This window comes from Pseudomonas sp. Irchel s3a10, from assembly GCF_900187525.1.
In the GTDB taxonomy this organism is placed as follows: domain Bacteria; phylum Pseudomonadota; class Gammaproteobacteria; order Pseudomonadales; family Pseudomonadaceae; genus Aquipseudomonas; species Aquipseudomonas koreensis_G.
Genome location: NZ_FYDR01000009.1, coordinates 122148 through 142963 on the forward strand (window position 1 = coordinate 122148; position 20816 = coordinate 142963).

The window sequence follows — 20816 nt, forward strand, 5'->3', positions numbered from 1 at the left end:
CCTGTTCAGGAGGCTCCATGAACCTCGATTCAAACGCGTCGGAGCTGGCGTACCAGTCCGGTTTCGGCAACGAGTTCAGCAGTGAAGCGTTGCCCGGCGCCTTGCCCATCGGCCAGAACTCCCCGCAAAAAGCCCCCTACGGCCTCTATACCGAATTGCTCTCCGGCACTGCCTTCACCATGACCCGCAGTGAAGCGCGGCGCACCTGGATGTACCGGATTCAGCCGTCAGCCAATCACCCGGCGTTCGTCAAACTGGAGCGGCAACTGGCCGGTGGACCGCTGGGTGAGGTGACGCCCAATCGCCTGCGCTGGAATCCTCTGGATATCCCGGCCGAGCCGACCGACTTCATCGATGGCCTGATCGGCATGGTCGCCAACTCGGCAGCGGAAAAACCGTCCGGGATCAGCATCTATAACTATTGCGCGAATCGCTCGATGGAGCGGGTGTTCTACAACGCCGACGGCGAACTGCTGCTGGTGCCGCAACTGGGACGGCTGCGTATTGCCACCGAACTCGGTGTGCTCGAAGTCGCGCCGCTGGAAATAGCCGTACTGCCGCGTGGCCTGAAATTCCGCGTCGAACTGCTTGATCCGCAGGCGCGCGGTTACGTTGCCGAGAACCACGGCGCGCCACTGCGCCTGCCGGACCTGGGGCCGATCGGCAGCAACGGTCTGGCCAATCCACGGGACTTCCTGGCGCCGGTCGCCGCTTACGAAAACCTGCAGCAGCCGACGACGCTGGTGCAGAAATTCCTCGGCCAGTTGTGGGGCGCCGAGCTCGATCATTCGCCGCTGAACGTGGTGGCCTGGCACGGCAACAACGTGCCGTACAAATACGACTTGCGCCGTTTCAACACCATCGGCACCGTAAGCTTCGATCACCCGGATCCGTCGATCTTCACCGTACTGACCTCGCCGACCAGCGTGTACGGGCTGGCCAACCTCGACTTCGTGATCTTCCCGCCGCGCTGGATGGTCGCCGAGAACACCTTCCGTCCGCCATGGTTCCACCGCAACCTGATGAACGAATTCATGGGCCTGATCCACGGCGAATACGACGCCAAGGCTGAAGGCTTCGTGCCTGGCGGCGCGTCGCTGCACAGCTGCATGAGCGCCCACGGCCCGGATGGCGAAACCTGCACCAAAGCGATCAACGCGGAACTCAAACCGGCGAAGATCGACAACACCATGGCCTTCATGTTCGAGACCAGTCAGGTGCTGCGCCCAAGCCGCTTCGCCCTCGACTGCCCGCAACTGCAATCCACTTACGACGCCTGCTGGGCCACGCTGCCCGCTACGTTCGACCCGACCCGGAGATAACCCATGACTCAGACTTCCATCACCCGCAGCTGGGTTGCCTCGGCCAACGGCCACGCGGATTTCCCGCTACAGAACCTGCCGCTCGGTGTGTTCAGCACCGGCGGCTCGGCGCCGCGCGCGGGCGTGGCGATCGGTGAACATATCTTCGATCTGCAGGTGGCGCTTGAAGCCGGCCTGTTCGACGACGTGGCACGCAGCGCGGTCGAAGCCATGCACGGCGGCCTGCTGAACGCGTTCTTCGACCTCGGTCGCGAAGCCCGCGTAACCTTGCGCAGCCGCTTGCTGGAATTGTTCAGCGAAGGCAGCAGCCATCGCGGCGCCATCGAAGCCCAGGGCGCGAAACTGTTGCCACTGGCTACCGATTGCCAGCTGCACCTGCCGGCGCGCATCAGCGATTACACCGACTTCTACGTGGGCATCGAGCACGCGCAGAACGTCGGCAAACTGTTCCGCCCGGACAACCCGCTGCTGCCGAACTACAAGCACGTGCCGATCGGTTATCACGGTCGCGCCTCCACCGTGCGCGCTTCCGGCACCGACGTGCGCCGCCCGAAAGGCCAGACCCTGCCGGCCGGTGCGAGCGAGCCGACCTTCGGCCCTTGCGCCCGACTGGACTACGAGCTGGAACTGGGCATCTGGATCGGTCAGGGCAACGAAATGGGCGAGCCGATCTCCATCGGTGACGCCGCCGAGCACATTGCCGGTTTTTGCCTGCTGAACGACTGGTCTGCCCGCGATATCCAGGCATGGGAATACCAGCCGCTGGGGCCGTTTTTGTCCAAGAGCTTCATCACCAGTGTGTCGCCGTGGGTGGTGACCGCCGAAGCGCTGGAGCCATTCCGCACGGCGCAACCTGCGCGCCCGGAAGGTGATCCGCAGCCGCTGCCATACCTGTTCGACAAGCGCGATCAGGATGGCGGCGCCTTCGACATCGAACTGGAAGTGCTGCTGCTTACCGAGGCCATGCGCGAGCAGAATCTGCCGGCCCATCGCCTGACCCTGAGCAACACCCGTTACATGTACTGGACCGTCGCGCAAATGGTCGCGCATCACAGCGTCAACGGTTGCCAGTTGCAGGCCGGCGACCTGTTCGGTTCGGGCACCTTGTCCGGCCCGCAAAGCGGTCAGTTCGGCAGCCTGCTGGAAATCACCGAGGGCGGTAAAAAGCCGATCGAACTGGCCTCCGGTGAAGTGCGCAAATTCCTCGAAGACGGCGACGAAATCATCCTGCGCGCGCGTTGTGCCCGTGACGGTTTTGCCTCGATCGGCTTCGGCGAATGCCGTGGCAAAGTGCTGGCGGCGCGCTGACAGGAGCGGATCATGGATCTCTACACCTATTACCGCTCGACCTCGTCATACCGGGTGCGCATCGCCTTGGCGTTGAAGGGGCTCGACTACACCGCGTTGCCGGTCAACCTGATTGCGCCGTCCGGGGGCGAGCACCGGCAGGCGGCGTACCTGGCGATCAATCCACAGGGCCGGGTGCCGGCCCTGCGCACTGATGACGGCGAGCTGCTGATTCAGTCGCCGGCGATCATCGAGTACCTGGAAGAGCGTTATCCACAGCTGCCATTGCTGCCCGAAGACCTCGCCGCCCGTGCTCATGTGCGCGGCGTCGCGGCGGTGATCGGCTGCGACGTGCATCCGTTGCACAACGTCAGCGTGCTCAATCGCCTGCGTCAGCTGGGCCACGAAGAGCCGCAGGTGGTGGAGTGGATCGCGCACTGGATCAGTCAGGGGCTGGCGACCGTCGAGCAATTGATCGGTGACAGCGGTTTCTGTTTCGGTGAATGGCCGTGTGTGGCTGACGTGTATCTGATTCCGCAGTTGTATGCGGCCGAGCGCTTCGGTGTTTCGCTGGAGGCTTACCCGCGGATTTGTCGGGTGGCGGCGTTGGCGGCTGAGCATCCGGCGTTCATCAAGGCGCATCCGGCCAATCAGCCCGATACCCCTTAAAGCGCCACACTGCCCAATGTAGGAGTGAGCCTGCTCGCGATAGCGGAGTGTCAGATACGGGGATGTTGACTGACACACCGCTATCGCGAGCAGGCTCACTCCTACAGGGGATCAGCGCCGTACACAAAAATCATAAAAACAAAACAGGTATCTTGCGATGCACAACCAGATTGCCAGCTTTCGCGCGGCACTCGACGCCCGTCCTGTGTCCCGCTATCAGTGGTTGCTCTTGATCCTGCTCGCCTTGTTGCTGGTCACCGATGGCTATGACGCCCAGGTGCTCGGTTACGTGGTGCCGGCCCTGGCTCAGGACTGGGGGCTGGAGAAAGCCGCGTTCGGGCCCGTTTTCAGCGCCAACCTGTTGGGCCTCACGCTCGGCTCGCTCGCGGTGACGCCGCTGGCCGACCGCTTCGGTGTGCGGCGCATCCTGCTCGCCTGCGTGCTGATCTACGCCAGTCTGACGGTGCTGATGGTGTTCGCCGACTCGCTGAATACTCTGTTGATCGCGCGCTTCATCTGCGGTATCGGCATGGGCGGTGCGATGCCTAGTGCCATGGCCTTGATGTCGGAATATTCACCGCCTCGTCTGCGCACCTTGATGGTCACGCTGGCCGCTTGTGGGTTTTCATTTGGTGGTGCAGCGGGTGGTTTTGTTGCTGCGGGCTTCATCGATCGCTTTGGCTGGCAAGCGGTGTTCCTCGCCGGTGGTATCACGCCATTGCTGCTGTTCCCGTTCCTGTGGTGGATGTTGCCGGAATCGTTGCCGCGTCTGCTGCGCGATGCGCCGCCCTATGCGCGCCTGCGCAAAGTCACCGCGCGAATGCTGCCCGACTGGCAACCGCCGGCCGCGTCCGTCGAACAGAACGAGTGCGAGCAGGGCAGCAAATTGACCGTGGTCGAGCTGTTCCGCAACGGTTATGCGCGACCGACCCTGCTGATCTGGGCGACGTTTTTTGTCAGCCTGATTCTGCTGTATTTCATGATCAGCTGGCTGCCGACGCTGTTGCTGGAAAGCGGCCTGAAACTCAACGAAGCGAATCTGGTGACCTCGATGTTCCTGTTCGCCGGCACCTTGGGCGCGGTTTGCATGGCCTGGTTCGCCGACCGTTTGAAACGCAAGGTGCGGCTGCTCTGCGCGGTGCTGGCCGGGGCGGCGCTGTGCACGATTCTGCTGGGTTTGAACCACGACAATCCACGCTATCTGGTGGCCTGCGTGTTTGCCGCCGGTTTCTGCATCATCGGTGGGCAACTGACGCTGAACGCCTTCGCCAGTAATTTCTACCCGGCGCATGTGCGGGCCACGGGCACTGGCTGGGCGCTGGGGGTAGGGCGCTTCGGCTCGATCCTCGGGCCGCTGTTCGGCAGCATGCTGCTGGCGATGCACATTCCGGTGACGCAGATTTTCTTCTTCTGTGCGATTCCGGCGGTCATTGCGGCGCTGCTGATCATTCAGGTGCGCTCGCCCTCAGACACCCCACAATCCCCTGTGGGAGCGGGCTTGCTCGCGAAGAACGATAACGCGGTCTGACAGGAAAATCGGTGGCGCCTGCTTCGCGGGCAAGCCACGCTCCCACAAGGGAACGTTGTGATGCAGAAGGATGGGGCCACGCTGAACCCTGTGGGAGCGGGCTTGCTCGCGAAGGCGATCCAGGTTTCGATGCATTCATCGCTGACACGATGCTTCGCGAGCAGGCTCACTCCTACAAAACGCGTTTAGTGCACAACGGAATTCGGTGGCAGGTGCCCAAGCCGCTCAGTCAGACGCAGGCGCTGGATCGGATCGTCACTAAGCAGCAGCGCATGCTCCAGATCGAAGCGCTCGGCGTTCGGGCAATCGAGCCGTTGATACAGGCTGGCGCGGGCCAGATAGTCGGCCGCGCTGGCACCGCCCAGTTCCAGCACGCGTTCGGCATCGATCAGCGCGGCGATGTAATCCTCATGCGCCAGATGCAACTGACGCAGGTTGCGTGACAAGCGCTGGAGCATCTGCTGCGGGGTGGCGGTGGCCATATGATCGGCATTGAGTTTGAGGTGCGCGCCGTACTGACGCTGCAACAACTCGCGACAATCATTGGGATACAGCCGCCGACCACCGCAGGGATCCAGCAGATGATCAGCACCGGGCACCCGCAGCAGGAAATGCCCCGGGAAGTTCACCCCGACCAGCGGAATCTCCAGACCACGGGCCAATTCCAGGGCAATCAAGGACAGGGTCAGCGGCTGGCCGCGACGGGTCTGCAACACTTTGTGCAACAACGCGACCTGCGGGCGCAACGGCAGAAAGTCATCCTGAGAGAAGCCCAGATCATTCATCCGCCGCAGCAACGGTTGCGCCAGTTCGCTGACTGGCAGCATCGGCAAGCCGCAGCTGACGCGCTGCAGCAGCTCCTTGAAGTCTTGCTGCAACGCTTCGACATCCAGGCCTTTTTCGTGCTCGGCAGCCATCCACAGCGCCGCTTCGAACAGCGCGGGCGGTGAACGGTGCAGACACTCGAAAAAACGTTGGCGCGGACTCATTGCAATCTCCGGGGAATGCCTCGTTTTAGCCCCGTCTGCGCCATTCGTCCAGTACCGGCCAGGTTATGCCGCAAAGTCGCCGTCGAAGCGGGCGCTTATTCCGGCGCGCTTCAGCAATTTTTGGGCGCAAGCCTATACTGGCGTCTACCAGAAGTGATTCGGGAGCCTGCCGATGTTCGCTCTCATGCAAAGCACTCGCCTGGAATCGCTGCACCTCAGCGTTGACCCGGTCACCGGGTTGAAGGCGGTCATTGCCATTCATAACAGTCGCCTCGGGCCTGCCCTGGGCGGTTGCCGTTATCTTGCCTATCCCAACGACGAATCCGCAGTCGAGGACGCCATTCGCCTCGCGCAGGGCATGAGCTACAAGGCTGCCCTGGCCGGGCTTGATCAGGGCGGCGGAGTGGCGGTGATCGTGCGCCCGGCGCATGTGGAAAACCGCGCGGCGTTGTTCGAAGCGTTTGGCCGCAGCATCGAGCAGCTCGACGGTCGCTACATCACCGCCATCGACAGCGGTACTTCGGTGGCGGACATGGATTGCATCGCCCAGCAGACCCGCCATGTCACCAGCACCACTTCGGCCGGTGACCCGGCGCCGCATGCGGCGATGGGCGTGTTTACCGGGATTCGCGCCACCGCCATGGCGCGTTTGGGCAGCGACAATCTCGAAGGCTTGCGCGTGGCGATTCAGGGCTTGGGCAATGTCGGTTATGCGCTGGCGGAACAACTGCATGCGGCGGGCGCCGAGTTGCTGGTCAGCGACATTGATCACGGCAAGGTGCAACTGGCGATGGAGCAGCTCAATGCGCATCCGATCGCCAACGATGCCTTGCTCAGCACACCCTGCGACATCCTTGCGCCTTGTGGGCTGGGCGGGGTGCTCAACAGTCACACGGTCACCCAATTGCGCTGCTCGGCGGTGGCCGGTTCGGCGAACAATCAACTGACGCATCTGGATGTGGCTGATCAACTGGAGCGACGCGGGATCCTGTATGCACCGGATTATGTGATCAATGCGGGCGGGTTGATTTATGTCTCGCTCAAGCATCGCGGCGAAGAGCTGGGGACGATTACTGCGCACCTGTCGAAGATTTCTTCGCGGCTGACCGAGGTGTTTGCCCATGCGCAGGCCGAGAAGCGCTCGCCGGCGCGGGTGGCGGATGAGTTGGCGGAAAAAGTCCTGTATCGCTGAAAAGCAAAAGATCGCAGCCTGCGGCAGCTCCTACAGGGAATACGCATTCCATATGTAGGAGCTGCCGCAGGCTGCGATCTTTTCGATTCAAACCTTGTTACTTGGCAGCTTTCGCCGCTTTAACCGGCTTCACCGGAGTCTCTTCCGGCTCAGCCGCTGCGTCTTTTTCGACCACTTCTGCCGGTGCATTGATCAGCTCCGACAGCGCATCAGGCTGGCTCTTGAAAGCTTTGGCGAATACATCGCGGTTCTTCGCCATATAGATCCCGACTTCTTCAACCTGCTGCTCGTTCAGCGACGGCACGGCTTTTTGCAACACCTCGGACAGCATCTCGGCCAGTTCGAGCATTTTGTCATGACGGTCAGCTTCGGCTTTATCCATGAACAAGCGCTCCAGATCTCGGCTGCTGCGGTATACCACTTCGACGGCCATTCACCACCTCACATGCCTTCACATTTGGTTGTCTTTGCGACTACTGTATCTATATACAGCGAAAAGGATAAGCGAATCCCTGCGCTTTGGGTAGCGGCTTTTCACTGTAGACCGGATTCGGCGGTTTTTCTGACACTGGCCCTAAAACCAAACGACCCGCACATGGCGGGTCGTTGGTTTATTTGATTTCAGAACTTGCCGCTGGCGTAACCCCCATCGATGGGCATGATCACACCCGTGACGTAAGCGGATTGATCGCTGAGCAGCCAGAGCACCGCGTTGGCCACTTCGTCCGCCGTGCCGAAGCGCTTCATCGACGTCACGTTGATTTTGCGCTGGGTGTTTTCCGGTGTGGCTTTCAGGCGTGCCTCGTTGTTCATGCCGCCGAGGATCGGCCCGGGGGCGACCGCATTGACCCGAATGCAGCCGCCTTCTTCCAGCCGCGCGTTTTCGATCGACGCCACCTGGGTCATGCCGTTGATCGCCTGCTTGCTGGCGACATAGGCCACCTGGCCGCCAATCGGCACCACCCCGGCACAGGATGAGGTGTTGACGATCGCCCCGGTGCCGCGGTCGAGCATCAGTTGCAGTTCATGGCGCATGCAGTGGTAGGTGCCGTTGACGTTGATGTTCATCACCTTCATCCAGTCATCCGGGCACGATTGCGCGAGCGCCCCGTACTTGGCGGTCACGCCGGCATTGTTGAACGCGCAGTCGAGGCGGCCGTAGACCGAACGAATGGTCGCGAATGCCTGCTCGACCTGTGCCGGATCACCGACATCGCAGGCAATGAAGCGACAGTGTTCACCCAGCCGATCGGCCAGCGCCGCGCCTTTTTCTTCGTCCCGGCCGAACACGATCACATCGGCGCCGGCCTTGATCAGGCGTTCGCTGACGGTCTCGCCAATGCCGCTGGTGCCGCCGGTGACCAGGCACACTTTTCCCAGAAAATCGTACATATGTCGCATCTCCTTATGCCAACGCGGGGCGTAAATATTTCGGGTTTACGCAGCAATACACCCGATCCAGTCGCGGATTGCTTTTGTCACTGAAGCACTGGCTGTCCCATCGGCATTTGTGGATGTCGGCGGAGCGGCCTTGCAGGGTTTTGTTGATCAGGTCGTTGTCGGCAAACAGCGCCCGCGACATACCCACCCAATCGCATACGCCGTCGGCCAGCAACTGCTCGGCCTTGTCCAGCCCGTCGATGAACCCGGCGTAACCCACCGGCACTGTCGACACCGACTTGATCGCCCGCACCCCGGCCTGCAGGTATTGGTCCATGGTCTCGGAATGCACGATCAACTGGCCGAAAGTCGCGCCCATGCACATCGAACATTCCAGCGCGGCAACGCCGGCCTGACAGAGCGCCTGCACGGTTTCCTTGAGGTCCGGATATTGCAGCCCTTCAGCGCCCAGACGGTCGTCGATGCCCAGGCGAATGGTGACGATCAGTTGGCCCTGGGTGCGCTCGCGGATGGCCCTGACCACGTCGAGCAACAGCCGCGCGCGGTTCTCTTCGCTGCCGCCATATCGGTCGGTGCGCTTGTTGGTGTGCGGCGAGAGAAAACTGCTCAGCAGGTAGCCGTTGGACGCCTGCAATTGCACCAGACGTGCGCCGTTGGTCCAGGCCAGCCAGGCGGAATGGGCGAACTGCTCGATCACCAGGGCGATGTCGCTTTCGTCCATGATCCGCACACGATAATCCGGATCAAGTTTCGACACACGCGGGCAGGGCACGCCACTCGGGGTCAGCACGGCAACGCCGGTATGGGTGGTGGTGCCCTGACCGCCGTAATGCTGCAGTTGCACACCCACCGGCGTGTTGACCTGCTCGGCCATGGCGAACATCGCCCTGAGCGATTCACCCTGATGCTGTTCGAACAGGCCGAGCCCGGTGCTCTGCAGACGCGATTGCGGCGAGACCGTGGCGTTGCACAGAAACGCCATGGAGCAACCGCCCTCCATGATGCCCTGATAGAACTCGATCATGGCGGGCGTCACGCACCCGCTGTGATCGGCCAGGTCGACGCCCATCGACGCGAAGAACAGCCGATTGCGCAACTCCAGCCCGCCGGCCAGCCGCAGAGGCTCCAGCACGTGGGGATAGCGCGGCATCATGCTTCCTTCCTCTGTTCGGGCATTGCCGAAGCTTGATCGAAGGTCATCCACAACGGTTGCCCGAGGACGGGCGCCGGGGCCGGGGCGGTTTCTTCGTGGGAGAAGTAAGCGAACTGTTTGAGCACTTCGCGCCACTTGAAGCGCAACGGCGAATCCAGCTCTGCCAGATGCAGTTTGAGCGTGCCGGCCTTTGTCGCGTCGCTGGCATGCAGCGATTGCAACGGCAGGCTGATCATCCCTTCGTTTTCCAGGTACAGGTAGACGTGTCCGCGCTCGGAAGCCTCGAGCGGGCTGTCGCATTGCACTTGCAGACCGGCCATCGACAACAGTTCAAGGCGGGCGGAGAGGTGACGACCGGAATCCAGGCGCACCAACACTTCATGGCGTATGCCCTTGAGCGGACGGAACCAGCAGGCCGGGTCGATGTTGATATTCCGCATGCGCTTGAACACCGGCATCTTGATCACTTCGCCGTGCAGGCGAATGTCGGCCACCAGCTCGCCACGCTGGAAGAATCGCGCACGCTTGTCGACCTTGCGCGCCCGTGGCTGGGCCATGCCTTCGTAGTCGCCGACCAGCACATCCACCTGAAACGAAGACTCGGTGTAACGGGGAAAACTCGACAGCAGATCAACGATGGAAATCGACACTTCGCCGCGGGCGTAACCGCTGTGCTCGTAGAACTGCGCGTACATCGCCTGGCGTGCCGCTTCGATCAGCATCAGGCCCGGCACGTGCTCGTGGTGCTTGCGGTAGAAAAAGTAATTGGCGGTGTCGTTGAACAGGGTGAAATAGAGCAGCCCCTGCTGCGGGCAGCCGTCCAGGTTTTTCAGGACATCATGCACCTGTCGACGCTGTGCAAGGTTCAGGCCGTTGCCGCAACCGGGCAGTCGAGCCAGTTTGGCCTCGGTGCTTTCCAGCACCCAGATGCCGCTGAGGATCAGATGGTCGGTGGCCTTTTCGTAATTCGTCAGCAGCTCCGGCAGACAGTCCGACAGGCCCGCCTGTTCGAGTTCCTGCAGGTCGATGATCGTTGGCAGCGAGCGCAGCACCAGTCGCTCGCTGTCGAGCCGATAGGCCTGATTGACGACCTCCAGCTCCACTGGATCAAGGTTGGCCTGTTGCACGATGGCCGCAGGCAGCCAGGCCGGCAGCAAGTGGTGAGCGTCGTAAATCAGCACGTCGTCATCGTGGCCCTTGTGGACGATGTCTTTGGCAACTTTCCTGTGCATGTCGATCATGATCATCCCTCTGTGTTGAACGTTGGTTGTAAGGCAGTTGCTATCCATGGCGTGAAATCGACCCACACCGAAAGGTGCTGCTCGACGGGTGTCAGCAGCTTCAGTTGAGGTGTTTTTTGTTTTCTTGTTGTCAAGTGTCGGGCAGGGTTACTGCACCGTGATGTAGCAGGCGCCGAGGGTTCGGTTGTCCAGAACCTGCAGCGGCGCCAGCCATTTGTAGTCGATACCGCCACGTCTGAGCAGGCGTCCGATGGCAACCGGGGACACCGACACCAGATGTGAAACGCCGCAGGCTCGGGCGTACTCCAGCGTGGCCATGAACAGGCCAACGGTGTTTTCGTCGGACATCACCTGTTCGTTTCTGCCGCCTTCGGCATCGAGGTCCAGTGAGGTGAAGCGTGACAGCTCCCAGATGTCATCGCCGCACGGTGCAGGTTTGTCGCCGAGCAACGAGGTGAACACCTCACTCAGCAGGTACGGCTGGGTGGTGGGCAGCAGGCGGGCGCATCCCTTGATGTTGCCGTCGTGCTCTTCGGCGACGATGTAGTGAGTGCCGCTGTGATCAAATTGGTCGAACTCGAAATCGTCCGGCGTGGATAACTGCCAGCCGAGGCGTTCGACGAACACCTGATAGCGATATTGAGCCAAGCGTTGACGCTTTATTGTCGTCAACTCGTCATAACGTCCTGACAAGTAATCCATCACAGATTCCGTTTAGTGATTGGTTGGGTGGCGATTAAAGTGCACACTGCGCTCGCATACTACCTGTCACCCTTGACAGCTAGCGGAAACATTTGGAAATATGCTAGGCATGTTGGCAAGAGGCCGACAGCAATAACTGTGGGAAAGGAATCTCTATGTCATATTGGCAGGCTGAACTGTTGGAAAACGCCATGTCTGCAACGGATGTCGAGTTGTTGTTCGACAGTATCAAGACCGTCGCCAGGCAGTTGGAGTTTGATTATGTGGCTTACGGTTCACGCAGGCTTTTCCCCATCACCAAACCCTGTCTTTTTCTCGCCAATAATTATTCGCCCGCCTGGCAAGCTGCCTATTCCGCCAATCGTTACCTGGACATCGATCCTTACGTTCAGCGCGCAATGCGCAGCGTGAAACCGGTGCTGTGGGACGCTGAACTCAAGGCTCAGACGCCCGAATTCTGGCAGGAAGCGCAGGCTCACGGGCTCTCGGAGGGCTGGGGGCAGACACTGCTCAACAGCGAAACTCAAGGGCTGGTGACCTTTGCCCGGGGCGGCGAGACGATCACCGCGCTGGAACTCGAAACCAAACAGGCGCAGCTGTCCTGGTTGGCCCAGATTACTCACCTGGGCCTGACGCGCCTGCAGATGCGCGGCGCCGATTCGGTGCTCCCGGTGCCGATAGAACTGTCGCAGAGGGAAAAGGAAATCCTGCAATGGACCGCTGACGGAAAGTCATCGGACGATGTTTCGGTGATCCTCGGCATCAGCAAAAGGACAGTAAACTTCCATATTAACCATTGCCTGAAGAAACTCGGTTGCCAAAACAAGATCGCCGCTGCAGTTAAAGCTTCGCTGATGGGCCTGCTGTGGAAATAATTACCCTGATAATTTATTGGATAACTAACTGGTGAATAACCGGAGTGTTTGTGCGCGAGTTCACAGATTTGCCCGATTAATAATATTTCATTTATAAGCTAATGCTTTTTCAAGCGTAACGAATTCATCAAGAAACTTCAGTTATACCGTCATAAACATTCCTGTCGACGGTGCCTGTTCAACGGTGCGACCAAACGCCACGGCGCAGGTTTCATGCCGTCTCGCCATGATGCGTGGCCTCGTTTCTGCATGGCGCATAGCGCATACGGAAAACCGTCACGTCCAACCGGCATCATCCGCTCGCATCGGGCTAAGGAACATCATCGTGAAAATCAACTGGGCCGAGAAACTGCGGCAAAACGTGCATCAACTGGCCGAGTCCCTGGGCAACCTGTTCGTCGAGACCTTCCACTACCTGGCGCTGTTCGCCATCGGTGCGGTGACCGCATGGGCGGCGGTGATGGAATTTCTCGGCATGCTCGAAGAAGGCCACATCAAGATCGATGACATTCTGTTGCTGTTCATCTATCTGGAACTGGGGGCGATGGTCGGGATTTACTTCAAGACCAACCACATGCCGGTGCGCTTCCTGATCTACGTGGCGATCACTGCGCTGACCCGCCTGCTGATCTCCAACGTCTCGCACCACAACCCGCCGGACATGGGCATCATCTACCTGTGCGGCGGCATTCTGTTGCTGGCGTTGTCGATCCTGGTGGTGCGTTACGCCTCGTCGCAATTTCCATCGGTGAAGATCGAAAAACCGCAACGCAAGCTCGGCGCCGGCTCCGGTGAACACCCCGAGATCGAGAAGGGCGAGCTTTAAAGCCCCATCGACGGCCGAGGCTGGCCGTTGCTCTGCTGCGGTGGCGGGGGCAGCCCGCCGCCGCTGGTCATTGCTTCGAGGATCGCCATGGCACTGTGGCCCTGCTCGATGGCGATGCCGAATTGGATGCTTTGCACCAGCCGCTTGAGCCGTACCGGATCGTTGCGTTGTTCGGCGCTGATCATCCGTTTGGCGACGATCCTGCCGCTGTTGGACAGGGTCAGCATGATGCTGCCGTCCAGCCCTTGAATGCTCAGGTTGATCTGATAGTCCGGCGCGAAGGCATCGGTAATGATCTGAAAAGGGTTGTCCATGATGCGTCACCGCCTGATTGAACGTGCAGTTGTTGACCGGCCGTGATCGGGTTGGTTCGCAATACCTGATCATCGGCGATTCCGTGGCCTGTGTTGTTGCTTTATGTAGGAGCTGCCGCAGGCTGCGATCTTTTGATCTGCGCTGTTTTGACTTCGGTCATGAAGATCAAAAGATCGCAGCCTGCGGCAGCTCCTACAGGGGATTTGCAAGGGGCATGCCGGGAAAATTGTTGGACAATGGATACGGCATAAAAAAGGCGAGCCCATGGCTCGCCTTTGTCATTTGTGGCCCGTTTCAGGGCAGAACCGAATAGATGATCGCCGACAGTGCAATCAGGCCGATCAGCACCACGAACACGTTCGACGCCTGTCCCGAGTACTGGCGCAAGGCTGGCACGCGGCGGATGGCGTACATCGGCATCAGGAACAACAGGCAGGCAATCACCGGCCCGCCGAGGGTTTCGATCATGCCGAGGATGCTCGGGTTAAAGGTGGCCACGGCCCAGCAACTGAGGATCATGAACAGCGCAGTCGCACGGTTCAGCCAGCTCGCCGACATCACCTTGCCACGACCGCGCAGGCTCTTGACGATCATGCCCTGAAAGCCTTCGCTGGCGCCGATGTAGTGGCCGAGGAAGGATTTGGTGATCGCCACCAGCGCAATCAGCGGCGCGGCATAAGCGATGACCGGGGTCTGGAAGTGGTTGGCCAGGTACGACAGGATCGAAATGTTCTGCGCCTTGGCCGCGGCCAGATCGGCCGGCGACAGCGCCAGCACACAGCTGAAGCAGAAGAACATCACTGTCACCACCATCATGCCGTGGGCCATGGCGAGGATGCCGCTGCTCTTGCGTTCGGCCTGCTCGCCGTAGCGCTGTTTCTGGTCAACCGCGAACGCCGAGATGATCGGCGAGTGGTTGAACGAGAACACCATCACCGGGATCGCCAGCCACAAGGTCTTGAGGAACGTCGACAGCGGCATTGGCTCTTGAGCGCTGGCGAAGAACGCGCCGTTCCAGTTGGGGATCAGGCTCAGACCAAGCAACAGCAGCGCGGCAACGAACGGATAGACCAGCACGCTCATGGCTTTGACGATCACGTTCTGCCCGCAGCGCACGATTGCCATCAGGCCGAGGATCAGCGCCAGCGACAGAATTGCCCGAGGTGGCGGGGCGATGTGCAATTGGTGTTCGAGAAAGCTGCTCAAGGTGTTGGTCAGCGCGACGCTGTACACCAGCAGAATCGGGAAGATCGCGAAGAAATACAGCAGGGTGATCAGCTTGCCGGCACCGATACCGAAGTGTTCTTCGACGACTTCGGTGATGTCGCCGGAACGCCCGGAAAGCACGAAGCGGGTCAGTCCCCGGTGGGCGAAGAAGGTCATCGGGAACGCCAGCAGCGCCAGAATCAGCAATGGCCAGAAACCGCCGACACCGGCATTGATCGGCAGGAACAAGGTGCCGGCACCAATCGCGGTACCGTACAGACCGAGCATCCAGGTGGTGTCGGGTTTGCTCCAGCCCTTGTGGGCAATTTCGTTGTTGCGTGTGCGATCTACAGCGGGATTTTCGGCAGCAGGTGTACGTACATCGGTCATCGTTTTTGCCTCGTTATTATTTTTGCTCGGGCTCACGGTTGGCAGGCCGCTGTCTGCGGCCTGCCGGGGCGGTCAGGGAACGCGCGTCAGCATTCCACCCAGCTCACGGCCAGGCCGCCCCGTGAAGTCTCTTTGTATTTGTCATGCATGTCGGCGCCGGTGTCGCGCATGGTGCGGATCACCCGGTCGAGGGAAATAAAGTGTTTGCCGTCGCCGCGCAGGGCCATTTGCGTGGCGTTGATCGCCTTCACCGCAGCGATGGCATTGCGCTCGATGCACGGCACCTGCACCAGGCCGCCGACCGGGTCGCAGGTCAGGCCGAGGTTGTGTTCCAGGCCGATTTCGGCGGCGTTTTCCAATTGCTCCGGGGTCGCGCCGAGCACTTCAGCGAGGCCCGCCGCGGCCATGGCGCAGGCCGAACCGACTTCGCCCTGACAGCCGACTTCGGCGCCGGAGATCGAGGCATTTTTCTTACATAGAATGCCGACGGCGGCGGCGCCCATGAAGAACGCGACCACGTCATCGTCGGACGCTTCCGGGTTGAATTTCATGTAGTAGTGCAGCACCGCCGGAATGATCCCGGCTGCGCCATTGGTCGGTGCGGTGACCATGCGCCCGCCGGCAGCGTTCTCCTCGTTGACCGCGAGGGCGAACAGGTTGACCCACTCCATCGCCGACAGCGTCGAACTGATCACGTTCGGCTTGCCGATTTCCAGCAGGCTGCGGTGCAGTTTCGCCGCGCGGCGCGGTACGTTCAGACCACCGGGCAGGATGCCTTCGTGGCGCAGGCCCTGCTCAACGCACTCGCGCATCACCGACCAGATGTGCAGCAAGCCGCTACGGATTTCAGCGTCGCTGCGCCAGGCCCGTTCGTTGGCCATCATCAGCTCAGAGACTCGCAGGTTGTGGGTTTTACACAGGCTCAGTAGTTCGGCGGCGCTGGAAAAATCGTACGGCAACACCACGTCGCCAGCCGGCGCCACACCGGACTCGGCTTCCGCCGCTTCGATGATGAAACCGCCGCCAATCGAGTAGTACGTTTGCGTGAACAGCTCGGCGCTTTCGCCAAAGGCTGTCAGCGACATGGCGTTGGGGTGGTAGGGCAGGCTTTCGTCCAGCAGCAGGAGATCGTGCTGCCAGTTGAAGGAAATTTCTCTGTGCCCGGCCAGCAGCAACAGGCCGCTTTCGCGCAGTTGCTGGATGCGTGGATCGATGGTCGCCGGATCGATGCTGTCCGGCCATTCGCCCATCAGGCCCATGACGGTGGCGCGGTCGGTGGCGTGGCCGACACCGGTGGCCGACAGCGAACCGTACAAACGGATTTCCACGCGGCGCACATCGTTGAGCAACCGTTGGTCAATCAGCGCTTGGGCGAAGGTCGCGGCGGCGCGCATCGGGCCAACCGTGTGGGAGCTGGACGGGCCGATGCCGACTTTGAATAGATCGAAAACACTGATAGCCATGCTAAACCCTTACAAGCAATGGAGTAGGAATCGCTGCCATTTTTTGTAGGACAAGCGCAATGTCGGCGATACTGCCTACCTCGGTTCTACGTGACCAACGAAACTTCCTAAGAAAGCCTTTAGCAGGACTAAACGATGAGTCGTCAATTGCACGCCCAGACCTACGTCTGGCTGCAGGTGTTTTCCTGTGCCGCGCGGCACCTGTCGTTCACCCGTTGCGCGGAGGAGCTGCACATCACCCCGGGGGCGGTCAGCCAGCAGATTCGCCAACTGGAAGAGCGCCTCGGTTTTCGCCTGTTCCATCGCCGGGCGCGGGGTGTCGAGTTGAGTGCGGAAGGCCAGCGTCTGGCCATCACTGTCAATGAGGCCTACGGCAGCATCGATGCTGAACTGCGCCGACTGGATGCGGGGATGATCAGCGGGATTCTGCGGGTGCGCTCGATTCCGTCGTTCCTCAGCAAATGGCTGACCCCGCGTTTGCCGCGTCTGCAACAGCGTTATCCCGACATCCAGTTGCGCCTGGTGGCCGAGGACAGCAGCGTGCCGTTGCACGAGGGCGACTTCGATCTGGCAATCGATCTGAATGACGGCAGCTACCCGGGCCTGTTATCCACAGCCTTGCTCGATGAGCAGATTTTCCCGGTGTGCGCGCCGAGTTTGTTGCGCGGACGCCCTCCGCTGCACGGGCCGGCGGATCTGGCGCATTTCCCGTTGTTGCACGACATCACCGCCTGGCGCGGCAGTTATGAATACGCGGAATGGGAGTTTTATCTCAACGCGATTGGCTTTGAAGGCGCCGACGTACGGCGTGGGCACACGTTCAATCGCAATCACCTGACCATCGAAGCGGCGATCGCCGGCATGGGCGTGGCGATTGCCCGACGCACATTGCTCAACGATGAACTGGAGCGCGGGACGTTGATCGTGCCGTTCGGAATGTCGGTGCCCAACCACAAACGCTACGTGCTGCTGTATGCGCCGGGGGCCTTGAGCCATCCGGGCGTGCGCGCCGTGCATGACTGGCTGGTGGAGGAGGCGGGGATTTTCCGCAGCTTGCACCCGTTGAACGACGGGCAATTGTGAGCAGATTTTGCAGGGTTGCGAGGCGACCCAACTCCCGACCTTACCAGTGACTTGCTCGGTTGTCCGGCTTTTTTTGCGAATGAATATTTATCTTTTTTCAGGGGTTGAAATGTTCGTCGGTCGGGCCGATTGTTGTAACCAGGAGGTCAGGAAATCCAACTCAAGGCCTCTGGCGAGCTAGCTGAAATAAGGGATGAACTATGCAAATCCAAGTCAACAGCGATAACCATATTCAAAGCAGTAAGCGACTGGAGGAGTGGGTACGTACAACTATTGAGAGCACGCTCGAACGTTATGAAGAAGACCTGACCCGTGTCGAAGTCCACCTGAGCGACGAGAACGGCGACAAACCAGGTCCCCATGACTTGCGCTGCCAACTGGAAGCGCGGCCAAAAGGCCATCAACCGATTTCCGTCACCCATAAAGCCGATTCGCTGGAACAGGCGATCGACGGTGCAGCCGAAAAACTGGAACACGCGCTGGAGCACCTGTTTGGCAAACTGCGAGGCAAACCCCGCGCCGCCATCGTGCCGTTCAGCAAGGCGAATGACGCACTGCTGGAGGAAGAGTTTCTCGAGAACGAACAGGCAGCGATCAACAGTTGATGCGCTGATTTTTCAAGCCACCCAATGAGAACGGGCCTGCGCAAGCAGGCCCGTTTTTGTTTGTGTTGCTGAACAGTGTGGCGAGGGCGCTTGCTCCCGCTGGGCTGCGAAGCGGCCCCAATACCTGCACGGCGTTCAACAGCCAGACTGTATTAGCAGGATTTACGGCTGCTCCGTAGCCGAGCGGGAGCAAGCTCCCTCGCCACAGTTTTATTAGAAAGCTACAGAAGTTTGCACATACACCGTGCGCGGTTCACCCACGTACTTGCCCTTGTTGTTGTCATCGAACGAGCGGGTGAAGTACTGGGTATTAAAAATGTTCTTCACCCCCACCGCCACGTTCAGATCCGACAATTGCGGGCCGAAGTCGTAACCGGCGCGGCTGCTGAACAGCATGTAGCCGGGGATCTTGCCGGTGCTGCCGTCGGCGCTTTCCTTGGAGGTGTTGGCGTTGTCGGCGAACTGGTCGCTCTGGAAGCTGCTGTCGACGTTGAGTTTCCACGGGCCTTCGGTGTAACCGACACCAATCGTGCCTTTGTGTTTCGACGAGAACGGCACGCGATTGCCTTTGTTCGGCCCGTCTTCGCGGATGGTCGCGTCGACGTAGGCGTAAGTGGCGTACACATCGAAACCGGCGAGTGCCGGGCTCAAGTCATCCAGCGCATAGTTGACGCTGGTCTCGATGCCCTGATGGCGGGTCTCGCCCCGGGCGATCACCGAATCGTTGGTCTGGTTGCTTTCGTACTGGTTGTCGAAGTTGATCAGGAACGCGCCAATCTCGGCGCGCAGGGCGCCGTTGTCATAGCGGGTGCCGAGTTCCCAGGTGCGGGCTTTCTCCGGTTTCACTTCGCCGCTGCTGACGCGGTTGGGCATCTGGCTGTACTGCACGCTGCCAAACGAACCTTCGGTGTTGGCGTACAGATTCCAGCTGTCGCTCAGGTGATAAAGCACATTCAGCGCTGGCAGTGCGGTGTTGTAGTCGCCCTTGTATTTGACGTCGGTCAGGTTGTTGGTCTGCTGCGATTCGATCATCTCGTAGCGCACGCCCGGGGTGATGGTCCATTTGCCGATGTCGATGCGGTCGTCAACGAAGAACGCATTAGCTTCGGTGCCACCGCGGGTGTCACGGTCGTTGCGGCTGTCGGTGGTCGGGTATTGGTTGCTACTGATCGGCGTGCGATAGCGCAATTCGTGGCCAGCCTCGTTGATGTAGCGGTAACCGACGCCGACTTCATGGCTGGTCGCGCCGAGGTCGAAGCCTTGGGCGAAACGCGTTTCGAAACCGCGCACCCAATATTCGCGCGGTGACAGCGAGAGGAACGAGCCCTGATCCAGATAACCGCTGCGCAGGGTCTTGGTGAAGAAAGTGTTGGCGGTGAATTCGCGGCGATCTTCCTGATAGCGATAGCCGAAGTTGAACATTGTGCGGCGACCCCAGAACTGGTCTTTCAGGCGCGTCGACTGATACGGATCGGCGTCGTAATCGGCGACGTTGAGACCACCGGGCATGTCGGCCTTGCCTTCGTAATACTGGGCCATGGCGTTGAAGCTGTTGGCGTCGTCGAGCTGGTATTTGCCCTTGAGGATCAGGTCGTCGATTTCGCTGTCGCTGTGTTCACGCCAGTCGCCGCCACGGGTGCCGGAGTACAGCAGCGCGCCGCCCAGACCATTTTCGTTGGTGCCGCCGGCCAGCAGGTTGGCGCTGGTTTTGAAGCCGTCATGACTCGACGACGGACTGGTCTCAGTCTGGAAGCCACCCTTGACCGTCGGCTCATCGGGAATGGCGCGGGTGACGAAGTTGACCACGCCACCGACGTTCTGCGGGCCGTAACGCACAGCGCCGCCGCCACGCACTACGTCCACGGCATCCATGTTGCCCATGCTGATCGGCGCGAACGACAACTGCGGTTGACCGTAAGGTGCGAACGGCACGGGAATGCCGTCCATCAGCACAGTCGAGCGCGCGGCCAGGCGCGGATTGAGACCGCGAATGCCGAAGTTCAGCGCCATGTCGTGGCTGCCGGTGCCGTTGTTTTCCGGGGCGTTGACCCCGGGGATGCGGTTGAGCACATCGCGCGCCTGAGTCGCGCCCTGACGTTCGAAGTCTTCACGGCGGATCACATCACGGGCGCCGGGGTGTTCGAACACGTTGGCCTGCGCCGCGTCACCGAGCCAGTCACCGACGACTTTCGAGGTGTCCAGCTCCAGCGCCGTGTCGCCGAGCGGTTGCAGGCTGAACGCATTGTTGCCTTCGGCGCGAGCTTGCAGGCCGGTGCCTTCGAGCAGTGCATCGAGGCCTTCTGCGGTGCTGTAGCTGCCTTCCAGGCCACGGCTTTGCACGCCGCTGGTGATCTGCGAACCGAAGGAAATCAGCACGCCGGCTTCACGACCAAACTGGTTGAGGGCGTTTTCCAGCGACGCCGGGGCGATGTGGTAAACCTTGGTTTCGGCGGCCATGGCCGGCAGAGCGCTGAAGCTCAGGCTGGCGCCCAGTACGAGGTTGCGCAGGCTGCGGGCCAGTGGCGTGAGGCGGGTCGGGTGCATGAAGGGTGATCCTGAGAAGGTTGAA

Annotated in this window: 18 protein-coding genes and 1 pseudogene; 9 read left to right on the top strand and 10 right to left on the bottom strand. The window is 60.6% G+C overall.

The window, feature by feature from the left end; genetic code table 11:
- Positions 1 to 17 precede the first annotated feature (17 nt).
- The 4 genes from hmgA to CKW11_RS23215 all read left to right on the top strand — a co-directional run bounded on the left by hmgA (position 18) and on the right by CKW11_RS23215 (position 4806).
- Positions 18 to 1322 (top strand): homogentisate 1,2-dioxygenase, encoded by a 1305-nt coding sequence (gene hmgA / locus CKW11_RS23200; RefSeq protein WP_095139544.1) that lies wholly within the window; start codon positions 18 to 20, stop codon positions 1320 to 1322.
- A gap of 3 nt (positions 1323 to 1325) precedes the next feature.
- Positions 1326 to 2630 carry a fumarylacetoacetase gene (gene fahA, locus CKW11_RS23205; RefSeq protein ID WP_095139545.1) on the top strand — a complete coding sequence of 435 codons (1305 nt, stop codon included), beginning with the start codon at positions 1326 to 1328 and terminating at the stop codon, positions 2628 to 2630.
- Between the two features lie 12 nt (positions 2631 to 2642).
- Entirely contained in the window at positions 2643 to 3278 is a 636-nt protein-coding gene (gene maiA, locus CKW11_RS23210; protein ID WP_095139546.1) for a maleylacetoacetate isomerase, read from the top strand.
- 157 nt (positions 3279 to 3435) lie between these two features.
- On the top strand, positions 3436 to 4806 hold the full coding sequence (locus tag CKW11_RS23215; protein WP_095139547.1) for an aromatic acid/H+ symport family MFS transporter: 1371 nt from the start codon (positions 3436 to 3438) through the stop codon (positions 4804 to 4806).
- Between the two features lie 185 nt (positions 4807 to 4991).
- On the opposite strand, the gene CKW11_RS23220 is transcribed toward CKW11_RS23215, so the two are convergent.
- On the bottom strand, positions 4992 to 5795 hold the full coding sequence (locus CKW11_RS23220; protein ID WP_095139548.1) for a SirB1 family protein: 804 nt from the start codon (positions 5793 to 5795) through the stop codon (positions 4992 to 4994).
- Positions 5796 to 5967: 172 nt separating this feature from the next.
- Between CKW11_RS23220 and CKW11_RS23225 the strand changes: the two genes are divergently transcribed.
- A complete protein-coding gene (locus CKW11_RS23225) occupies positions 5968 to 6987 on the top strand; it encodes a Glu/Leu/Phe/Val dehydrogenase dimerization domain-containing protein (protein WP_095139549.1) in 1020 nt (339 codons plus the stop codon).
- 178 nt (positions 6988 to 7165) lie between these two features.
- Here CKW11_RS23225 and CKW11_RS23230 read toward each other — a convergent pair.
- The 5 genes and pseudogenes from CKW11_RS23230 to CKW11_RS23250 all read right to left on the bottom strand — a co-directional run.
- A pseudogene (locus CKW11_RS23230) lies at positions 7166 to 7420 on the bottom strand (YebG family protein); the annotation flags it as partial.
- A 188-nt stretch (positions 7421 to 7608) separates the two neighbouring features.
- Entirely contained in the window at positions 7609 to 8379 is a 771-nt protein-coding gene (locus tag CKW11_RS23235) for an SDR family NAD(P)-dependent oxidoreductase (RefSeq protein ID WP_095139551.1), read from the bottom strand.
- A 13-nt stretch (positions 8380 to 8392) separates the two neighbouring features.
- A complete protein-coding gene (locus CKW11_RS23240) occupies positions 8393 to 9541 on the bottom strand; it encodes an NADH:flavin oxidoreductase (RefSeq protein ID WP_095139552.1) in 1149 nt (382 codons plus the stop codon).
- Positions 9538 to 10782, bottom strand: a complete 1245-nt coding sequence (locus CKW11_RS23245) for an AfsA-related hotdog domain-containing protein (protein WP_095139553.1) — start codon at positions 10780 to 10782, stop codon at positions 9538 to 9540. The genes CKW11_RS23240 and CKW11_RS23245 overlap by 4 nt, the downstream gene beginning before the upstream one ends.
- A gap of 147 nt (positions 10783 to 10929) precedes the next feature.
- A complete protein-coding gene (locus CKW11_RS23250) occupies positions 10930 to 11484 on the bottom strand; it encodes an acyl-homoserine-lactone synthase (protein ID WP_095139554.1) in 555 nt (184 codons plus the stop codon).
- A gap of 155 nt (positions 11485 to 11639) precedes the next feature.
- Here CKW11_RS23250 and CKW11_RS23255 point away from each other — a divergent pair, with 155 nt between their 5' ends.
- Together CKW11_RS23255 and CKW11_RS23260 are read left to right on the top strand one after the other, a co-directional pair.
- Entirely contained in the window at positions 11640 to 12359 is a 720-nt protein-coding gene (locus CKW11_RS23255; RefSeq protein WP_095139555.1) for an autoinducer binding domain-containing protein, read from the top strand.
- Positions 12360 to 12684: 325 nt separating this feature from the next.
- On the top strand, positions 12685 to 13185 hold the full coding sequence (locus CKW11_RS23260; RefSeq protein WP_095139556.1) for a phosphate-starvation-inducible protein PsiE: 501 nt from the start codon (positions 12685 to 12687) through the stop codon (positions 13183 to 13185).
- On the opposite strand, the gene CKW11_RS23265 is transcribed toward CKW11_RS23260, so the two are convergent.
- The 3 genes from CKW11_RS23265 to CKW11_RS23275 form a co-directional block, all read right to left on the bottom strand.
- A complete protein-coding gene (locus CKW11_RS23265) occupies positions 13182 to 13499 on the bottom strand; it encodes a DUF3509 domain-containing protein (RefSeq protein ID WP_095139557.1) in 318 nt (105 codons plus the stop codon). The genes CKW11_RS23260 and CKW11_RS23265 overlap by 4 nt on opposite strands.
- A gap of 295 nt (positions 13500 to 13794) precedes the next feature.
- Positions 13795 to 15096: an HAAAP family serine/threonine permease gene (locus tag CKW11_RS23270; protein ID WP_095139558.1), complete on the bottom strand. Its 1302-nt coding sequence runs from the start codon at positions 15094 to 15096 to the stop codon at positions 13795 to 13797.
- A gap of 86 nt (positions 15097 to 15182) precedes the next feature.
- The gene (locus CKW11_RS23275; protein WP_095139559.1) at positions 15183 to 16559 is read right to left on the bottom strand and encodes an L-serine ammonia-lyase; all 1377 of its coding nucleotides are present in this window, start codon (positions 16557 to 16559) and stop codon (positions 15183 to 15185) included.
- Between the two features lie 135 nt (positions 16560 to 16694).
- Between CKW11_RS23275 and CKW11_RS23280 the strand changes: the two genes are divergently transcribed.
- Both CKW11_RS23280 and CKW11_RS23285 read left to right on the top strand, forming a co-directional pair.
- A complete protein-coding gene (locus CKW11_RS23280; protein WP_095139560.1) occupies positions 16695 to 17642 on the top strand; it encodes a LysR substrate-binding domain-containing protein in 948 nt (315 codons plus the stop codon).
- A gap of 200 nt (positions 17643 to 17842) precedes the next feature.
- Positions 17843 to 18247, top strand: a complete 405-nt coding sequence (locus CKW11_RS23285; RefSeq protein WP_027610895.1) for an HPF/RaiA family ribosome-associated protein — start codon at positions 17843 to 17845, stop codon at positions 18245 to 18247.
- A 213-nt stretch (positions 18248 to 18460) separates the two neighbouring features.
- On the opposite strand, the gene fecA is transcribed toward CKW11_RS23285, so the two are convergent.
- On the bottom strand, positions 18461 to 20791 hold the full coding sequence (gene fecA, locus CKW11_RS23290) for a TonB-dependent Fe(3+) dicitrate receptor FecA (protein WP_095139561.1): 2331 nt from the start codon (positions 20789 to 20791) through the stop codon (positions 18461 to 18463).
- Positions 20792 to 20816 lie beyond the last annotated feature (25 nt).

Coding starts and splice junctions, on each gene's coding strand:
- hmgA (WP_095139544.1), top strand. CDS start 18: ATGAACCTCGATTCAAACGCGTCGGAGCTGGCGTACCAGTCCGGTTTC.
- fahA (WP_095139545.1), top strand. CDS start 1,326: ATGACTCAGACTTCCATCACCCGCAGCTGGGTTGCCTCGGCCAACGGC.
- maiA (WP_095139546.1), top strand. CDS start 2,643: ATGGATCTCTACACCTATTACCGCTCGACCTCGTCATACCGGGTGCGC.
- CKW11_RS23215 (WP_095139547.1), top strand. CDS start 3,436: ATGCACAACCAGATTGCCAGCTTTCGCGCGGCACTCGACGCCCGTCCT.
- CKW11_RS23220 (WP_095139548.1), bottom strand. CDS start 5,795: ATGAGTCCGCGCCAACGTTTTTTCGAGTGTCTGCACCGTTCACCGCCC.
- CKW11_RS23225 (WP_095139549.1), top strand. CDS start 5,968: ATGTTCGCTCTCATGCAAAGCACTCGCCTGGAATCGCTGCACCTCAGC.
- CKW11_RS23235 (WP_095139551.1), bottom strand. CDS start 8,379: ATGTACGATTTTCTGGGAAAAGTGTGCCTGGTCACCGGCGGCACCAGC.
- CKW11_RS23240 (WP_095139552.1), bottom strand. CDS start 9,541: ATGATGCCGCGCTATCCCCACGTGCTGGAGCCTCTGCGGCTGGCCGGC.
- CKW11_RS23245 (WP_095139553.1), bottom strand. CDS start 10,782: ATGATCGACATGCACAGGAAAGTTGCCAAAGACATCGTCCACAAGGGC.
- CKW11_RS23250 (WP_095139554.1), bottom strand. CDS start 11,484: ATGGATTACTTGTCAGGACGTTATGACGAGTTGACGACAATAAAGCGT.
- CKW11_RS23255 (WP_095139555.1), top strand. CDS start 11,640: ATGTCATATTGGCAGGCTGAACTGTTGGAAAACGCCATGTCTGCAACG.
- CKW11_RS23265 (WP_095139557.1), bottom strand. CDS start 13,499: ATGGACAACCCTTTTCAGATCATTACCGATGCCTTCGCGCCGGACTAT.
- CKW11_RS23270 (WP_095139558.1), bottom strand. CDS start 15,096: ATGACCGATGTACGTACACCTGCTGCCGAAAATCCCGCTGTAGATCGC.
- CKW11_RS23275 (WP_095139559.1), bottom strand. CDS start 16,559: ATGGCTATCAGTGTTTTCGATCTATTCAAAGTCGGCATCGGCCCGTCC.
- CKW11_RS23280 (WP_095139560.1), top strand. CDS start 16,695: ATGAGTCGTCAATTGCACGCCCAGACCTACGTCTGGCTGCAGGTGTTT.
- CKW11_RS23285 (WP_027610895.1), top strand. CDS start 17,843: ATGCAAATCCAAGTCAACAGCGATAACCATATTCAAAGCAGTAAGCGA.
- fecA (WP_095139561.1), bottom strand. CDS start 20,791: ATGCACCCGACCCGCCTCACGCCACTGGCCCGCAGCCTGCGCAACCTC.